Genomic DNA, 16,800 nt, shown 5'->3' with positions numbered 1-16,800 from the left:
CTAAGACTGGCCGCCCAATATGAATGCAGACAGTCGCTCGGCGCTGGTAGAGGTTGCTTCGGCATCCGCCCTTGCTGGGCGGTTCCTCGATGCCGGCGACTGTCGCTACCTTTCGTTCCCCGCGGTGCCCGCCCTCAGATCACTAGCGGCGTCGCTGCCCCGTCCATCGAAACGATGGCGCCTGAGATATAGCCCGCGCGCGGCGAACTGAGGAAGACCACTGCATTGGCGATGTCTTCCGGCGTCGCGATGCGCCCGAGCGGCATGCGCGCCTCGGCATCACGCCGCACCTCCTCTTCGCTGCGCTGGCGCAGGCGGGCCTCGGCCGCCAGTCCTTCGGCCATGCGCTCGGTCAAAGTCATCGCGGGATTGACCGCGTTCACCCGCACCCCGCGCGGCCCGTAGGCGGCAGCCAGGCCCGCGGTGGCCAGCATCAGCGCCGCGTTGGCCGCGCCGCCGGCCAGGTGAGTGGGGGCGGCGACCTTGCCCCCCATCCCGATGATGTTGACGATCGCGCCCGCGCCGCGCTCGGCCATGCGCTTGATCGCCGGGTCCATCACGTGGATGTAGGTAAAGAACTTGGCCTGCATCGCGTCCTGCCAGGCCTGCGGCTGCAGCTCGCCGAAGGGCGTGCGCCGTGCCGCGCCGGCCGAATTGACCAGCACGTCTACCGGCCCGAGGCCGGCTTCGGCCGCGTCCAGCATCGCGAGCGCGGCCTGCGCATCGCCCAGGTCCGCGCTGTGCCCGCGCACCGCGGCATGGCCCTCCGCCCGCAGCTGCGCGAGTGCCGCGTCCAGATGCGCCTGGCTGCGCCCGGCCAGGCTGACCTGCGCACCTTCGCGCAGGAATTCGCGCGCGCAGGCGAGGCCGATGCCGCGGCTGCCGCCGGTGATGAGGACGTGCTTGCCGCCCAGTTGAAGATCCATGAAGCCTCCGGGGTCGAGTCGCCGAACGGGAAGATCTTAGGTGAGGCCCAAAGAGGGACTTGCCGAGCGCGCCCGGCCTGTGTTGTCATGCAGGCACAACGTCCTGTTCGGAGACACAAGCGATGAAGACCGTGGCAGAAATCCTCAAGGAAAAAGGCGACCAGGCCGTGCACAGCATCGGGCCCGACGCCTCGGTGTACGAAGCCGTCGCGCTGATGGCGCAGAAGAACATCGGCGCCCTGCTGGTGATGGAGGGCGAGCGCATCGTCGGCATGCTCAGTGAGCGCGACTACGCGCGCAAGGTCGTGCTGCTGGCGCGCTCGTCCAAGGAAACCCGCCTGCGCGAGATCATGACCTCTTCGGTCATCTACGTGCATCCCGCGCAGAGCAGCGAGGAGTGCATGGCAGTGATGACCGAGAACCGCGTGCGCCACCTGCCGGTGCTCGACGACGACAATCGGCTGGTCGGCCTGATCTCGATCGGCGACCTGGTCAAGGGCATCATCTCGGAGCAGAAGTTCATCATCGAACAGCTGCAGCACTACATCACGGGCGAGCACGCCTGAGCGTTCGGCCGCCCTGCCACCCCATGCCGCTGACAGCCGAAGACCTCGAGCGGATCGCCGCCTCGACGCTCTCCCACTACGACCGGGGGGCCGAGGACTTCTGGGCCGCGACGCGCGATCACGATGTGAGCCAGAACGTCGCCGCGCTGCTCCAGGCCATCGAGGCGCCGCCGCCATTCGTCATTCTGGATTTCGGCTGCGGGCCCGGACGCGACCTGCTGACCTTCAAGCGGCTCGGGCATCTCGCGATCGGGCTGGAGGGCGCTGCGCGGCTGGCGGAGATGGCGCGCGCTCACAGCGGCTGCGAGGTGCTGGAGCAGAATTTCCTCGCGCTGGATCTGCCGCCGGCCCGCTTCGACGGCGTGTTCGCGAATGCGGCGCTGTTCCACGTCCCTGCGCAGGAGTTGCCGCGCGTCTTGCGGGAACTGCACGCAACGCTGAAGCCGGGCGGCGTGCTGTTCAGCTCGAACCCGCGCGGCGAAGGCCAGGAAGGCTGGAGTGGCGCGCGTTACAGCGCCTTTCACGATCTGGAGGCCTGGCAGGGCTATGTGTCGGGCGCGGGCTTCGTGGCGCTCTCGCACTACTACCGCCCGGCCGGCCTGCCGCGTGAGCAGCAGCCGTGGCTGGCAAGCGTGTGGCGCAAGCCGATGGGCTGAAGTGACCTGCGGTGGCGTGCCTGCCTTGTTCCCTCTCGCTCTGGGAGAGGGCTAGGGTGAGGGCACCGGGCCTATCCGCTGTGGCGAGCGACACCCCTAGTCGGCAGCCTCCATCGAAGCGCCGTACTCGCCGATGGATGCTGCGCCGTTCAACCTGGCGCGCTTGAGCAGCGCCTGCTGAGCAAGCTGCGCATGCGCCGCGTCGCCCCGCCAGGCCTGCATCGCGGTGTCCTGCAGCGCACGTCCGTAGGAAAAGCTCAGCCGCCACGGATGAGGCCCCAGCCGGTTCATCGCATCCAGATTGGCCGTCGCCTCGGCCGGCGCCTGGCCGCCGGAGAGGAAGTTGATGCCGGGCACCGCCGCCGGCACCGTGCGCCGCAGCACGCGCAGCGTCTGCGCGGCCACCTCGGCCGGCTGGGCCTGCGCCGCGTGCGCCTTGCCGGGCACCACCATGCTCGGCTTCAGCAGCATGTGCTCGAGCGCCACGCCGTGGCGATGCAAGGCGACGAACACCGCCTGTAGAACGGCCTGCGTGACCTCGGCGCAGCGCGCCAGCGTGTGATCGCCGTCGATCAGCACCTCGGGCTCGACGATCGGCACCACGTCCTGTGCCTGGCAGATCGCGGCATAGCGCGCGAGCGCCTCGGCGTTGGCCTCGATCGCGGCCCGGCTCGGAAGCTGGTCGGAGACGTTGTAGACGGCACGCCACTTGGCGAAGCGCGCGCCTTGCTGCCTGTAGCGCTCGAGGCGCTGCTCGAGCCCGTCCAGGCCCTGCGTGATCTCGTCGCCGGGTGCCAGCGCCAGCGGGCCCTTGCCGGCGTCGACCTTGATGCCCGGCACGATGCCCTGCCGCGCGGCCAGCTTCGGCAGCGGCTCGCCGTCGTCGGCGCACTGGCCCAGCGTCTCCTCGTACAGGATGACGCCGCTGATGTACTGCCCGAGCCCCGGCGTCGCCAGCATCAGGCTGCGCCAGGCGCGCCGGTTTTCCTCGGTCGACTCGACGCCGATCGCCTTGAAGCGCTTGGCGATCGTCGGGCCGCTTTCGTCGGCGGCCAGAATGCCCTTGCCCTTCTGCACCAGCCCGTCCACGGTGGCTTGAAGTTCAGTCGTCATGGCGTGTCCCCTATTTGGAGCCCACCAGTCTCCGACGGCCGGCCCTGCAATGCAAGTCATCCTTCGGACCCAATTGCGATGTAGATTACGGACGCAAAACCGGAGACAAGCATGCTGATGACCGCGCAGACGACGGAAGCGGGGCGCAGGCAGGAGCGCCTGGACGAAGTGGAGCACCTGGTACGAGCCAAGCTCCCGGCCGAATCGGTGGAGGAGGTGTGCGGCTTCGTGCGCCGCTACTTCGGCCAGGTCGACCCGGAGGACCTGGACGAGCGGCCGGTGGCCGATCTCTACGGCGCCGCGCTCTCGCACTGGAGCTTCGCGCGCAAGCGCGAGCCGGGGCGCCCGAAGCTGCGGGTCTTCAACCCGACCATCGCGGAGCACGGCTGGCAGTCGACCCACACCATCATCGAGATGGTCAATGACGACATGCCCTTCCTCGTCGACTCGGTGACGATGGAAGTCAACCGACACGGCCTGACGCTGCACCTGATCATTCACCCGCTGGTGGCCGTCGAGCGCGGCGCCGACGGCGTGCTGCGGGGACTGGCGGCCGAGGCGGGCGCATCGCCGGACGCGCGCCGCGAGTCCTTCATCCATGTCGAGGTCGACCGCGTGCCGGAGCCGGCGCGGATGGAGGCGCTGGCCGCCGATCTCGAGCGCGTGCTCGACGACGTGCGCCAGGCTGTGGCCGACTGGAAGGCCATGCGGGAGCGCGTGCTCGCGATCGTGCAGGGTCTGGACGATCGCCCGCCGCCGATCCCGCCGCAGGAGCTGGCCGAGGGCCAGGCCTTCCTGCGCTGGTTGGCCGACAACCATTTCACCTTCCTCGGCTGCCGCAGTCACGAGCTGGTGCGGCTCGATGGCGAGGATGGCCTGAAGGTGGTGCCCGGCTCCGGCCTCGGCATCCTGCGCGAGACACCCGACAAGTCCGACGGCGCGGCTGCCTTCGCCGCCTTGCCGCCCGAGGTGCGCGCCTATGCCCGCCGGCCCGAGCTGCTGGTGGTGACCAAGTCTGCCTCGCGCTCCACCGTTCACCGGCCCGGCCATCTCGACTACGTGGCCGTCAAACGCTTCGACGACAAGGGCGAGGTGTGCGGCGAGGACCGCTTCCTCGGCCTCTTCACCTCCGCTGCCTACAGCGCCAGCCCGGCCGAGATTCCGCTGCTGCGGCGCAAGATCGCCAGCGTGGTCGAGCGCGCGGGCCTCGCGGCGGGCAGCCACTCGGGCAAGGCGCTGATCAACATCCTCGAGACCTACCCGCGCGACGAGCTGTTCCAGACCGGCGACGACGACCTGCTGCAGACTGCGATGGGCATCCTGCACCTGGGCGAGCGCCAGCGCTTCCGGCTGTTCGTGCGGCGCGATCCCTTCGAGCGCTTCCTGTCCTGCCTGATCTACGCGCCGCGCGAGAACTACACCACCGAGCTGCGCCAGAAGTGGCAGGACATCCTGATGCGCGAGTTCAACGGCACCAGCTCCGAGTTCAACGTGCACCTGTCGGAATCGGTGCTGGCGCGCATCCAGATCACCGTGCGCACCAAGCCCGGCAGCATTCCCTTCTTCGACGTGCGCGACCTCGAGGAGAAGCTGGTGGCGGCGGCCCGGCGCTGGGACGACGACCTGAAGACGGCGCTGCTCGAGGCCACCGGCGAGGCGCAGGGCAATGCGCTGTTGCGGCGCTTCGGCACCGCCTTCCCGCCCGGCTACCGCGACGAGTTCGCGGCCCGCGCCGCGGTGCACGATATCGAGCTGATGGCGCGCCTCAGCGACGAGCAGCGCCTTGGCATGAACCTGTACCGGCCGCTGGAAGCGCCCCCCGGCACGCTGCGCTTCAAGGTGCTGCGCCGCGGCGAGCCGCTCACGCTGTCGTCCAGCCTGCCGATGCTCGAGCACCTGGGCCTGAAGGTGCTCGACGAGCATCCGCACCGTGTCGCACCGCAGGGCGAGTCGCCGGTGTGGGTCCACGACTTCGGCCTGCAGGCCGCTTCGGGCGACAGCGAGATCGAGGTCGATGCGCTGCGCCCGGTGTTCGAGGAAGCCTTCGGTGCGGTGCTCGCCGGCGAGGTCGAGAACGACGACTTCAACCGCCTGGTGCTGGCCGCGCAACTGCCGGTGCACGAGATCGTGCTGCTGCGGGCCTACGCCAAGTACATGCGGCAGATCGGCTTTGCGCTCTCGCAGTCCTTCATCGAGGGCACGCTGGCCAATCATGCCGGCATCGCGCGCTTGCTGGTCGAGCTCTTCAAGCTGCGCTTCGACCCGCAGCCGGCGCCCGACGCACAGGCGCGCGAGGAAGACAAGGTGCGCGAGATCGAGGCGGCGCTGGACGACGTGTCCAACCTGTCCGAAGACCGCGTGCTGCGCCAGTACCTGGCGCTGATCCAGGCCACCCTGCGCACCAACTACTGGCGCCGCGATGCGGGCGGCCGGCGGCGCGGCTTCCTGTCCTTCAAGTTCGATGCGGCCAAGGTGCCCGACCTGCCGGCGCCCAAGCCGCTCTTCGAGATCTTCGTGTACTCGACGCGCTTCGAGGGCGTGCACCTGCGCGGCGGCCGGGTGGCGCGCGGCGGCCTGCGCTGGTCGGACCGGCCGGAGGACTTCCGCACCGAGGTGCTGGGCCTGGTCAAGGCGCAGATGGTCAAGAACATCGTGATCGTGCCGGTCGGCTCCAAGGGCGGCTTCGTGCTCAAGCGCGCGCCGGCGGCGAGCGACCGCGAGGCCTACATGCGCGAGGGCGTGGCCTGCTACCAGGACTACCTGCGCGGCCTGCTCGACATCACCGACAACCTGGCGGGCACGGCGGTCGTGCCGCCGCCGCAGGTGCGGCGCCATGACCCCGACGACCCCTACCTGGTGGTCGCGGCCGACAAGGGCACCGCCACCTTCAGCGACTACGCCAACGGCATCAGCAAGGAGTACGGCTTCTGGCTGGGCGATGCCTTCGCCTCGGGCGGCTCGGTGGGCTACGACCACAAGGCCATGGGCATCACCGCGCGCGGCGCCTGGGAGTCGGTCAAGCGGCATTTCCGCGAGATGGGCATCGACACCCAGAGCACCGAGTTCACGGTCGCCGGTATCGGCGACATGTCGGGCGACGTGTTCGGCAACGGCATGCTGCTGTCGCCGCACATCCTGCTGGTGGCGGCCTTCGACCACCGGCACATCTTCCTGGACCCGGCACCCGATGCGGCGAAGAGCTTCGCCGAGCGCGAGCGCCTGTTCAAGCTGCCGCGCTCCTCCTGGGCCGACTACGACGCGACGCTGATCTCCGAGGGCGGCGGCATCCATGCGCGCAGCGCCAAGTCGATCCCGCTCACGCCGCAGGTGAAGCAGGTGCTGGACGTCCAGGCCGATGCGCTCACCCCCACCGAGCTCGTCAATGCCATCCTCAAGGCGCCGGTGGCGCTGATCTACAACGGCGGCATCGGCACCTACGTGAAGGCGGCCAGCGAGACCCACGCCCAGGTCGGCGACCGCGCCAACGACGCGCTGCGCGTCAACGGCCGGGAGCTGCGCTGCAAGGTCTTCGCCGAGGGCGGCAACCTGGGCTGCACGCAGCTCGGGCGCATCGAGTTCGCGCGCGCGGGCGGGCGCATCAACACCGATGCGATCGACAACTCGGCCGGCGTCGACACCTCCGACCACGAGGTCAACATCAAGATCCTGCTGGGCCTGCCGGTCACCGAGGGCGAGCTCACCGAGAAGCAGCGCAACGCGATCCTGCCGGAGATGACCGACGACGTTGCCGCGCTGGTGCTGCGCGACAACGTCTTCCAGACCCAGGTGCTCTCGGTCACCGGCCGCATCGCGCCGCAGCTGCTCGATGCGCAGACGCGCTTCATGCAGTACCTGGAGAAGGCCGGGCGGCTGAACCGCGCCATCGAGTACCTGCCGGCCGACGAGGAACTGGCCGAGCGCCGGGCCCAGGGCCAGGGCCTCACCAGCCCGGAGCGCGCGGTGGTGCTGGCCTACAGCAAGATCTGGCTCTACGACGAGCTGCTCGAATCGCCGCTGCCCGACGACCCCTGGGTCGCGACCGCGCTGGAGCGCTACTTCCCCGAGCTGCTGCGCCAGAAGTTCGCGGCCTGGATGCCGCGCCATCCGCTCAAGCGCGAGATCATCGCCACGCACGTCACCAACAGCACGGTCAACCGGGTCGGCAGCACCTTCGTGCACCGGCTGGTCGAGACCACCGGCGCGCGCGCCTTCGAGGTGGTGCGCGCCTACCTGCTGTCGCGCGAGATCTTCGGCATGGTGCCGCTGTGGCAGTCCCTCGAGGCGCTGGACAACCGGGTCGACGACGCGGTGCAGTCCGGCATGCTGATCGACACCAGCCGCCAGCTGGAGCGCGGCACCATGTGGTTCCTGCGCTCGCGCCGCCTGACCGAGGACATGGCCTCGACCATCGAGCACTTCAAGGCCAACGTCGAGGCGCTGTCGGCGCGACTGCCGCAGCTGCTCGATGCCGACGAGCGCGCTCGCGTCGATGCGGCGGCGGCTCATTACACGGGCCGGGGCGTCCCGCGCGAGCTGGCGGAGCGCGTGGTCAACTTCGGCACGCTCTATGCCTCCCTCGACATCGCCGAGATCGCCGGCAGCGCGCGCTGGCCGGTGGAGCTGGTGGCGGCGATCTACTTCGACCTCGCCAACCGGCTCGGCATGCCCTGGCTGCGCGACCGCATCTCCGCGCTGCCGGGCGACCAGCACTGGCAGGCGCTCGCCAAGGGGGCGATGCAGGACGATCTTTCGGGCCTGCAGCGCGCCATCACCCATGCGGTCCTGACGGCCGGCGGGGAGGGCGAATCGCCGGCCGCGCGGGTCGAGGCCTGGCAGGCCAGCAACGGCCGCACGCTGGAGCGCGCGGCGCAACTGATGGGCGAACTGCGCGCGGTGGCGGCGCCCGACGCAGCGATGCTGGCAGTGGCGCTGCGGGAGCTGCGGGCGCTGGCTTAGCGGGCCGGCGCTGCGGGCGTCGGCCGGTTCTCCTCCCCCGGGAGCCGGACTGTCAACTGGCACGTGTTGCGCCTCGACGGGCCCGGCGCTCAGGGAAAGGCCTGATCCGGCAGCGGCCCGCTTCCCCTGTGCCATGCCCCACAATCGCCGCAAGAAAAAAGCCAGTGGAGGACTGGATGGCCTACGAGTTGCTGAGAAAAATTGCCGGCGCTTCGTTGCCGATGACGCTGAGCTCACAGGCGGACATCGAGCGTCTGCGCATCCTTCGCGATGCGGGTTACGTGAAAGCGGATCTTCCGCCGGAGGGCGCGCCCTCGGCCTCCGCGGTCGTCATCGCGCTGACGCCGCTGGGCCGCACGGCCATGCGCTACTTCGGCGGCGGATAGACCGGCCGCCGTTGTGCCTGCACGACGCGGCCCGCGGCGCTTTGGACGCCTGCGCAGTTAAGATTGCAGCACGGCCGGCCGCCGCGCGCGGGCTTCCATGCCCCCGCCGGCTGCCGGAGCTTTTCACAGCGCGCCCGAGAGCCGCACACAGGGGCCCCTCGACAGGGGCTTTTTTTATGGCCGGACTGATCCGGGGAGAGAGACCGTGAGCCATGATGGGTAATTCGTCCTTCGCGGGGCTGGGCAACTCGTCCTTCGCCAGCCTCACGCCTGCGCCGGCCTCGGCCGACGAGGCAGAACCGTGGGTGCGCGGCGAGCTGATCCGCAGCCTGATGCGGGCCTCGCGCGGCTCCTACCTGCTGGCCGCGGCGCTGATGCCGGCCATGGTGGGCCTGAGCTGGGGCCACGTGCCGCCCTGGCAGCTCTTCGTCTGGCTGGCCATCGGCATCGGCGCCACCAGTTGCCGCATCTGGGGCGAGCAGGTCTATGGCCGGCACTATGCCGACCGCGACTCCGCTGCGCAGCAGTACTTCGTCGAGCGCTATCGCTTCCTCTGGAGCGCCAGCGCCTTCGCCTGGGGCCTGTCGATCCTGATCTTCTTCGAGCGCACGCCGCTCGTGAATCAGTTCATGAGCTGGCTGATCGTCGCCGGCGTCGCGACCTTCCCGCTCAACGGCCTGGCGCTGCATCCGCCGCTGCTCAAGCGCTACGTCAACACGCTGTTCGTCACCATGCTGGCGGCGATCGTGTTCCGCGTGATCGAGCTCAAGTTCGAGCGCCCGCATTTCCACTACGGCTTCCTGCTGCTGCCGGGCCTGCACTGGTGGCTGCTGCTGCGCGCCGGCCGGCGTATCCACGAGACGGCGCGCAACAGCTTCGAGCTGCTGTTCCACAACCACATCCTGATCAACTCGCTGACCCAGCAGCGCCAGGCGGCGGTGTCGGCGGTGGCGATGAAGAACCGCTTCCTCGCCAGCGCGGCGCACGACATGCGCCAGCCGGTGCTGGCGCTCTCGCTCTACGCCGACTGGCTGCGCAACGAGCCGGAGCTGGTGGCCGAGATCGCGCCGAAGATCGTGCGTGCCACGCACGCGGTCAATGCCTTGTTCGACTCGCTGTTCGACCTGGCGCGGATCGACTCCGGCCAGGTGCGGCTGCATATCGAGCGGGTGGACGTGGCCCAGTTGCTGCACGACCTCGAGCTGCAGTACCGCCCGGTTGCCGAGGCCAAGGGACTGAGCTTCCGCATGCACGTGAGCTCGGGCACCGTGCTGACCGACCCGATCCGCGTGCGCCGCATGATCGGCAACCTGCTGGCCAACGCCATCAAGTACACGGCCGAGGGTGGGGTGCTGCTGTCCTCGCGCCATACGCGCGACGGCCTGCGGGTGGAGGTGTGGGACACCGGCATCGGCATCGCGCGCGAGCACCTGCGCGACGTGTTCCTGGAGTTCTACAAGGTGGCCGACCATGCCGGCACCTCGGACGGCTTCGGGCTCGGGCTGGCGATCGTGGCGCGGCTGTCGCATGCGCTGGGCCATCCGGTCAGCGTGCGCTCCAGGCTGGGCCGGGGCAGCGTGTTCCGGGTCGCGCTGCACGACGCGGACGAGTCGCAGGCGCAGACCCGCATTTCCGGCGCGGTCGGATAGGGCCACGCAAGGCCGGGAGCTGAAAGCAAAACGGGCCTTGCGGCCCGTTTTTCTTTCAGGAGTTACTGGAGAGCAGTCCGTTGGTTCGTGCGTGGTGCAGCGCCTGCGTGCGGCTCTTCACGCCGAGACGGCGGAACAGGCGCCAGAGGTGCACCTTCACCGTGTGCTCGCTGATGTCGAGCTCGGTCGCGATGTCGCGGTTGCTCATGCCCTGGTCCAGCATGGCGATCAGCTGGGTCTGGCGCTTCGAGAGCTTGCTGTTGGCCGTGGCTACCGGCTCCTCGGCCTCGGTGTCGGCCATCAGCAGGCCGCGCAGGGCGGCGGTGAGTTCGGCCGAGCTGGCCGACTTCTCGATGTAGGTATCGGCCCCGGCCTCGATGCAGGCTTCTTCCATGTCGCCGGCCGGCGAGGCCGAATAGACCGCCACCGGTACGTCGGGATAGATCTTCTTCACCGCGATCACGCCCGAAACACCCGTCACGTCGGGCAGCTTCAGGTCGAGGCAGAACAGGCCTGGCTCTCCATGCTGCTTGACGGCGCTGGCCAGCTTGTCGAGCCGTTCCAGCTCCACGATGGTCTCGGCGGGCCGCAGGCGCCGCAGCACCATCACGATGGCGTCGCGCATCAAGGGGTGGTCGTCGATGACATAGATACTCATAGCATTTTTCTCACAGTGTGCGCGCCGGCTCGGCCGGCCCTTGTTGGTCGCGCGGAAACTCTTCCCTTAGTCGCTCTTTTCGGCCGAGGTCTCGGCCGCCAGCGCCTCCAGTGCGTCTGTTGCCGCACGCATGTTCGCATTGTCGATGGGTTCGAGCTGCGCGGCGAGCAATGTCAATGCCGCGCTGCGCTGTTCCCGAAGCAGGCCGATCGCCCGGCCCGCTTCCTGCGGCGATGCGAATCCCAAGCTTTGTAACAGTTGTACACCGCTTTCGTCGAGCAGCTTGAAATAAAAAAGCCCGTCTTTCTCGCGGTATTGCTTGAAAGCCGGCTTGGCGGCCTTGGCCGCCTTGGGGCGCGCCGCGCCCCGGCTCCCGCCGGCCGCCAGGTTGCGCAGGCCGACCGCATGGCGCAGCTCGGCCATGAAGGGCCGGGAGATGGCCCGGGCCTTTTCGGCGCCAGCCAGCAGGATCTTCTCGATGCGGGCCGGGTCGCTGATCAGGGCCTCGTAGCTCGCCCGCATGGGTGCGATCTCGCGATCGATGCGCTCGAAGAGGACCTGCTTGGCCTCGCCCCAGGCGATGCCTTCGGCGAAGGCGCGCCGCAGGGTCTCGGTCTCCTCGGCGTCGGCGAAGGCCTGGTAGATCTGGAACAGCGCCGAGCCTTCGGTGTCCTTGGGCTCGCCGGGCGCGCGCGAGTCGGTCACGATGCCGGCGATCAGCTTCTGCAGCTGGGCGCGCGGAGCGAAGAGCGGGATGGTGTTGTCGTAGCTCTTGCTCATCTTGCGGCCGTCGAGGCCGGGCAGCGTGGCCACGGCGTCGTCGATCTCGGCCTCGGGCAGGGTGAAGTGCTCGCCGTAGAGGTGGTTGAAGCGCTGCCCCATGTCGCGCGCCATCTCGATGTGCTGGACCTGGTCGCGGCCCACCGGCACCTTGTGGGCGTTGAACATCAGGATGTCGGCGCCCATCAGCACCGGGTACATGAACAGGCCGGCGCTGACGTCGGCGTCCGGGTCCTCGCCGCGCGCCGCGTTCTTGTCCATCTGCGCCTTGTAGGCATGGGCGCGGTTCAGCAGGCCCTTGCCGGTGACGCAGGTCAGCAGCCAGGTGAGCTCGGGGATCTCGGGGACGTCGGACTGGCGGTAGAAGGTCACGCGCTCCGGGTCGAGGCCGCAGGCCAGCCAGGTCGCGGCGATCTCCAGCGTGGAGCGCTGGATGCGCGCCGGGTCGTCGACCTTGATCAGCGCGTGGTAGTCGGCCAGGAAGTAGAAGCTCTGCACATCGGCCTGGCGGCTGAAGCGCACCGAGGGGCGCACCGAGCCGACGTAGTTGCCCAGGTGCGGCGTGCCGCTGGTGGTGATGCCGGTGAGGAAGCGGATGGGAGAGGACGTTGCCATGGAAAACTCAGCGCAGCAGCCCCGTGAGGGGCGAGATCAGCAGGTCGATGGCCTGGTAGCCGAAGCTCATCAGCGGGCGCAGCCACCAGGTGCTGACGATGCCCGCGATGACCAGGCCCATCACGATGAAGAAGCCGTAGGGCTCGATGCGCGCCAGGAGGTCCTGCGCGCCGCCGCGCGGAAGCAGCCCGGCCAGCACCCGGCCGCCGTCCAGCGGGGGCAGCGGGAACAGGTTGAAGGCCCACATCACGAGGTTGACCAGCACGCCGCCCTGGGCCATCTTGACGAAGAAGGGTTCGGTGACGCCGGCCGCCAGCAATGCGACGAAGAAAAGCGCCCACAGGATCGCCTGGATGAAGTTCGCCGCCGGTCCGGCCAGCGCGACCCAGATCATGTCGCGCTTGGGGTTGCGCAGCCGCCCGAAATTGACCGGCACCGGCTTGGCATAGCCGAACAGGAAGGCGCCCGAGGTCGCGAAATAGAGCAGCAGCGGCATCAGGATGGTGCCGACGGGGTCGATGTGCTTGATCGGGTTGAGCGTCACGCGGCCCATCATCCAGGCCGTCTGATCGCCCAGGTAGCGTGCCACGTAGCCATGGGCCGCTTCGTGTACCGTGATCGCGAAGATCACGGGCAGTGCATAGATCAGCACTGTCTGAATCATGTTGGAAATATCCACCGGGTGATTGTCTCAGACCGGTCCGGACGAGCCGGACGCGAAGGGGTTCACAGGCCCAGCACCGCCACAGGGCCGCGGCCCTGTCGCACCAGCACCGGTTCGCCGCCGGTGCCCATGGGCGTGAGGTCGACCACCGTGGTGGGTTCCGAGGGGCAGGCGCCGCAGGCGATCACCGCGCCGATCTGCTTCTCGAAGCGCTCGCGGATCGCCTGCGCGTCGTTGAGCGCCTCGGTCTCGCCGGGCGGGATCAGCGTGGTGGCCAGCAGCGGCTCGCCGTGCAGCATGAGCAGCTCGTCCAGCACCTTGTGGGCGGGCACGCGCAGGCCGATGGTCTTGCGCTGCGGATGGCTCACCCGCCGCGGCACCTCCTTGGTGGCTTCCAGCAGAAAGGTGTAGGGCCCGGGCGTCGCGGCCTTCAGCAGCCGGTACTGCTTGTTGTCCACTTTCGCGTAGCTCGAGAGCTCGCTCAGGTCGCGGCACAGCAGGGTCAGGTGGTGCTTCTCGTCGACCTGGCGGATGCGGCGCAACTGGTCGACCGCGTCCTTGTCGTCCAGGTGGCAGGCCAGCGCGTAGCTCGAATCGGTGGGCACCGCCACGATCTCGCCGCGCGCCAGCAGGGCAGCGGCCTGCTTGAGCAGGCGCTGTTGCGGGTTGTCGGGGTGGAGCTCGAAGAACTGGGCCATGGATTGGGAAGAAGGCGAAACGGCAGCCGTGCATTCTGCCGACAAATGAAGACGGATTCGCTCGGCAGCGTGTTCAGGACTCCGCCGGCTCGATCGGCACCCGCCGTTCGCGCACCGTGAGCCAGGCGCCGGCCGCGCCGCAGACCGCGATCATGGCAATGCCGATCAGCGACAGCCGGTCCGGCACCTGCGAGAAGATCAGCCAGCCGCCCAGCATGGCGAAGGCGATCTGGGCGTAGAGGTAGGGCGTGAGCGTGGAGGCCGGCGCGCGCTGGTAGGCCAGGATCAGGATGAAGTGGCCCACCGTGCCCATGAAGCCCATCAGGCACAGCAGCGCCCACCACTCCCACCCCGGCAGCGCCGTCCACACGAAGGGCAGGGCCAGCGAGGCGATCAGGGTGCCCACCCAGCCGGTGTAGAAGTGCATGGTCAGCGGGTTCTCGGTGCGTGCCAGCTTGCTGGTGAGCACCTGGAACCAGGCGTTGGTCAGCACCAGGCCGATGGGCAGCAGCACCGCCCAGCTGAAGGCCTCGCCGCCCGGCCGCAGAATGACCAGGGTGCCGAGAAAGCCGCCCGTCACCAGCACCCAGCGCAGCGGCGAGACCTGCTCCTTGAGCGTCGTGGCGGCCAGCAGGGTGATGACCAGGGGCGCGATCAGCACGACCGAGGTGAACTCGGCCAGCGGCATGTAGCGCAGGCTGAGGAAGGCCAGCGTGCTCGAGGCCAGCAGCAGCGCGCCGCGCAGCAACTGGTACTTGGGATGCCGGGTGCGCAGCAGTGCCGTGCCTTGCAGTGGCAGCAGCACGGCGGTGGTCGCGACGGCCTGGAAGGCGTAGCGGAACCACACGCCCATGAGGATCGGCACGCCGGCGGTGGACAGCTTGGTGGCGGTGTCCAGGGTGGCGAAGCAGGCGACGGCCAGCATCACCAGCCCGATGCCGGCCAGGATGCGCTCGGATTCGAGGTCGCGGGTGCGCTTGCGGTCGGCCGACAGGCCTGCGGTCGTGGTCGGCCCGGTCACTGAATGCGGTCTTCGAGCAATTCCCACACCGGCGTGAGCTGGCCCGGAAGAGGGGGCAGCTTGCCCAGGTCGCAATGGCTTTCGTCGGGGCTGTGGAAGTCGCTGCCGCGCGAGGCGGCGAAGCCGAACTCCAGCGCCTTGTCGGCGTACTCGACGTACTCGGCCGGCGAATGGCTGCCGGTCACCACCTCGATCGCCCGGCCGCCGTGTTGCTTGAACTCGAGGAAGAGCGCGTATTCCTCGTTGGCGGTGAACTTGTAGCGCCCCGGGTGCGCAATCACGGCCAGGCCCTTGGCCCCGGTGATCCAGCTCACCGCGTCCTTCAGCGTGGCCCAGCGGTGCGGCACGTAGCCGGGCTTGCCCTCGGTGAGGAACTTGCGGAACACCTCGTTCGTGTCGCGGCAGTGGCCCTGCTCGACCAGGAAGCGGGCGAAGTGGGTGCGCGAGATCAACTCGGGGTTGCCGACGAACTTGAGCGCACCCTCGTAGGCGCCCAGGATGCCCACCTTGGCCAGGCCCTCGGACATCTCCTCCGCCCGCCGGCCGCGGCCACCGCGGGTGTCGTAGAGGCCCTCGCTGATGGCCGCGTCGTCCGGGTCGAAGCCCAGGCCGACGATGTGCACCGTCTCGTTCGCGAAGGTGACCGAAATCTCGGTGCCTGTGAGGTACTTGATGCCGTGGGCTCGCGCCGCGGCGGCCGCGCGGTGCTGGCCGCCGATCTCGTCGTGGTCGGTCAGCGCCCAGAGCTCGACGCCATTGGCGGCGGCGCGGACAGCCAGTTCTTCGGGGGTCAGGGTGCCGTCGGACACCACGGAGTGGCAGTGCAGGTCGGCGTTCAGGATGGAAGACACGTCCCGAATCTTATTCTTTCTTGCATGGGCTTGCAGGGCGCATGGCGACTATCGCCGGTGCTATCGGATCGATAGCAATCAAGAGGCGCCCGCGGGCGCTTTCAGCGCTTCTTGCGAAAGGCGACCCAGGCCGCGACCACGGTGAAGGTGATCACGATCGCCACCAGCACCCAGAAGCCGTGCTTGTCCTCGGCCAGCGGAATGCCGCCGACGTTCATGCCGAACAGGCCGGCCAGGATGTTGATCGGCAGTGCCAGCACCGTCACCACCGTCAGCACGAACAGGCTGCGGCTGGTGTCCTCGTTGACGTTGGCGGCGATCTCTTCCTGCAGCAGCTTGATGCGCTCCTGCAGCGCACCCATGTCGCGCAGCACCACCGAGAACTCCTCGGTCGCGCCGCGCAGCTTCTGGGCGTCGTCCTCGGCCAGCCATTCCGGCGGCTTCTGCAGCAGGCGGAAGAGCGCGCCCGGCTCCGGTGCCAGAAGGCGCTGCAGCCGCACCAGCAGCCGGCGCATCTCGCCGAGCCGGGCGCGCTTGTGGTCGAGGCGGCCGGTCAGCAGCTCGTCCTCGATCGCATCGACGCGGGTGGTCACGCCGCGCACCACGTTCACCAGCACGTCGGCCTGCACCCGCAGCAGGTGCTCCAGCAGCTCGGCGCTCGAGTGCGGCGCGTCGCCCGACTTCACCGCCGTGCGCAGGGCGTCGACCGAGCGCAGCGGCTTGGCGCGCGCCGTCACCACCAGGCGCGGCCCGACGCTGATCCACAGGGTGGAGATGTCCGAGGGCTCGAAACTGAACTCGAAGTGCACGTCGTTGATGACGGCGATCAGCGAGTCGTCGGCGCGTTCGATGCGGGTCGAATGCATCCCGTCCTTGAGCGTCTCGAAGAAGGTGTCGGAGAGCTGCGCGTGCCGATGCAGCCAGCGCTCCGCCTGCGCGTGGCTCAGATTGAAGTGCAGCCACAGGTAGGCGCCCTCGGGCGGGGTCTCCTGCGCGAGCCAGGCCACCGCTGCGTTCGAATCGATCGCGCGCGACGACTCCTCGGCCGCCGGGTCGAACAGGTAGCCGCAGATCAGGCCGGCTTCGTCGCCGCCATACGAGGCGGCGGCAATATCCCGGGGTGAGGACAGGACAGGGCGATTCAGGAGCGGGAACTCGGAACGGAAAATGGGCGTGAAATGGGCGTCGCAGCATGCTGGGCGCCGCATGTGTCAGTGTTGTGACGACGCGGGCGTTGCATTTCGTCTGTCACAAATCCGTC

The 16,800-nt window shown here is 68.9% G+C and carries 14 protein-coding genes; 5 read left to right on the top strand and 9 right to left on the bottom strand.

Annotation, left to right across the window (positions count from 1 at the left end):
- Positions 1-134 precede the first annotated feature (134 nt).
- Positions 135-926 carry an SDR family NAD(P)-dependent oxidoreductase gene (locus tag AC3A6X_RS01250; protein ID WP_487840457.1) on the bottom strand — a complete coding sequence of 264 codons (792 nt, stop codon included), beginning with the start codon at positions 924-926 and terminating at the stop codon, positions 135-137.
- Between the two features lie 122 nt (positions 927-1,048).
- Between AC3A6X_RS01250 and AC3A6X_RS01245 the strand changes: the two genes are divergently transcribed.
- Together AC3A6X_RS01245 and AC3A6X_RS01240 are read left to right on the top strand one after the other, a co-directional pair.
- Entirely contained in the window at positions 1,049-1,492 is a 444-nt protein-coding gene (locus AC3A6X_RS01245) for a CBS domain-containing protein (RefSeq protein WP_106557212.1), read from the top strand.
- Between the two features lie 23 nt (positions 1,493-1,515).
- Positions 1,516-2,148, top strand: a complete 633-nt coding sequence (locus AC3A6X_RS01240) for a class I SAM-dependent methyltransferase (protein WP_487840456.1) — start codon at positions 1,516-1,518, stop codon at positions 2,146-2,148.
- 96 nt (positions 2,149-2,244) lie between these two features.
- On the opposite strand, the gene AC3A6X_RS01235 is transcribed toward AC3A6X_RS01240, so the two are convergent.
- On the bottom strand, positions 2,245-3,261 hold the full coding sequence (locus AC3A6X_RS01235) for a class I fructose-bisphosphate aldolase (protein WP_487840455.1): 1,017 nt from the start codon (positions 3,259-3,261) through the stop codon (positions 2,245-2,247).
- 117 nt (positions 3,262-3,378) lie between these two features.
- Between AC3A6X_RS01235 and AC3A6X_RS01230 the strand changes: the two genes are divergently transcribed.
- The 3 genes from AC3A6X_RS01230 to shkS all read left to right on the top strand — a co-directional run bounded on the left by AC3A6X_RS01230 (position 3,379) and on the right by shkS (position 10,252).
- Positions 3,379-8,217: an NAD-glutamate dehydrogenase gene (locus AC3A6X_RS01230; RefSeq protein WP_487841074.1), complete on the top strand. Its 4,839-nt coding sequence runs from the start codon at positions 3,379-3,381 to the stop codon at positions 8,215-8,217.
- A gap of 176 nt (positions 8,218-8,393) precedes the next feature.
- Positions 8,394-8,603, top strand: coding sequence for a hypothetical protein (locus AC3A6X_RS01225; RefSeq protein WP_146163061.1), 210 nt, complete (start codon positions 8,394-8,396; stop codon positions 8,601-8,603).
- A 212-nt stretch (positions 8,604-8,815) separates the two neighbouring features.
- Positions 8,816-10,252: a surface-behavior sensor histidine kinase ShkS gene (gene shkS / locus AC3A6X_RS01220; RefSeq protein WP_239142901.1), complete on the top strand. Its 1,437-nt coding sequence runs from the start codon at positions 8,816-8,818 to the stop codon at positions 10,250-10,252.
- A 55-nt stretch (positions 10,253-10,307) separates the two neighbouring features.
- Here shkS and AC3A6X_RS01215 read toward each other — a convergent pair whose 3' ends face one another.
- From AC3A6X_RS01215 to AC3A6X_RS01185, 7 genes are all read right to left on the bottom strand, one after another.
- Positions 10,308-10,910, bottom strand: a complete 603-nt coding sequence (locus AC3A6X_RS01215; protein WP_309965526.1) for a response regulator transcription factor — start codon at positions 10,908-10,910, stop codon at positions 10,308-10,310.
- A gap of 66 nt (positions 10,911-10,976) precedes the next feature.
- Positions 10,977-12,305: a tryptophan--tRNA ligase gene (locus tag AC3A6X_RS01210; protein WP_487840454.1), complete on the bottom strand. Its 1,329-nt coding sequence runs from the start codon at positions 12,303-12,305 to the stop codon at positions 10,977-10,979.
- A 7-nt stretch (positions 12,306-12,312) separates the two neighbouring features.
- Entirely contained in the window at positions 12,313-12,984 is a 672-nt protein-coding gene (locus AC3A6X_RS01205; RefSeq protein ID WP_487840453.1) for a site-2 protease family protein, read from the bottom strand.
- 47 nt (positions 12,985-13,031) lie between these two features.
- Positions 13,032-13,667, bottom strand: a complete 636-nt coding sequence (locus tag AC3A6X_RS01200) for an L-threonylcarbamoyladenylate synthase (protein ID WP_487840452.1) — start codon at positions 13,665-13,667, stop codon at positions 13,032-13,034.
- A 73-nt stretch (positions 13,668-13,740) separates the two neighbouring features.
- Positions 13,741-14,592, bottom strand: coding sequence for a DMT family transporter (locus tag AC3A6X_RS01195; protein ID WP_487841073.1), 852 nt, complete (start codon positions 14,590-14,592; stop codon positions 13,741-13,743).
- A 92-nt stretch (positions 14,593-14,684) separates the two neighbouring features.
- Entirely contained in the window at positions 14,685-15,539 is an 855-nt protein-coding gene (locus AC3A6X_RS01190) for a 3',5'-nucleoside bisphosphate phosphatase (RefSeq protein ID WP_487840451.1), read from the bottom strand.
- 101 nt (positions 15,540-15,640) lie between these two features.
- Positions 15,641-16,747: a transporter gene (locus tag AC3A6X_RS01185; RefSeq protein WP_487840450.1), complete on the bottom strand. Its 1,107-nt coding sequence runs from the start codon at positions 16,745-16,747 to the stop codon at positions 15,641-15,643.
- Positions 16,748-16,800 lie beyond the last annotated feature (53 nt).

Source organism: Variovorax sp. Soil_C_12 (assembly GCF_057657375.1).
The sequence above is the reverse complement of the archived record's forward strand: the minus strand, read 5'-3'. Positions and strand labels throughout refer to the sequence as shown.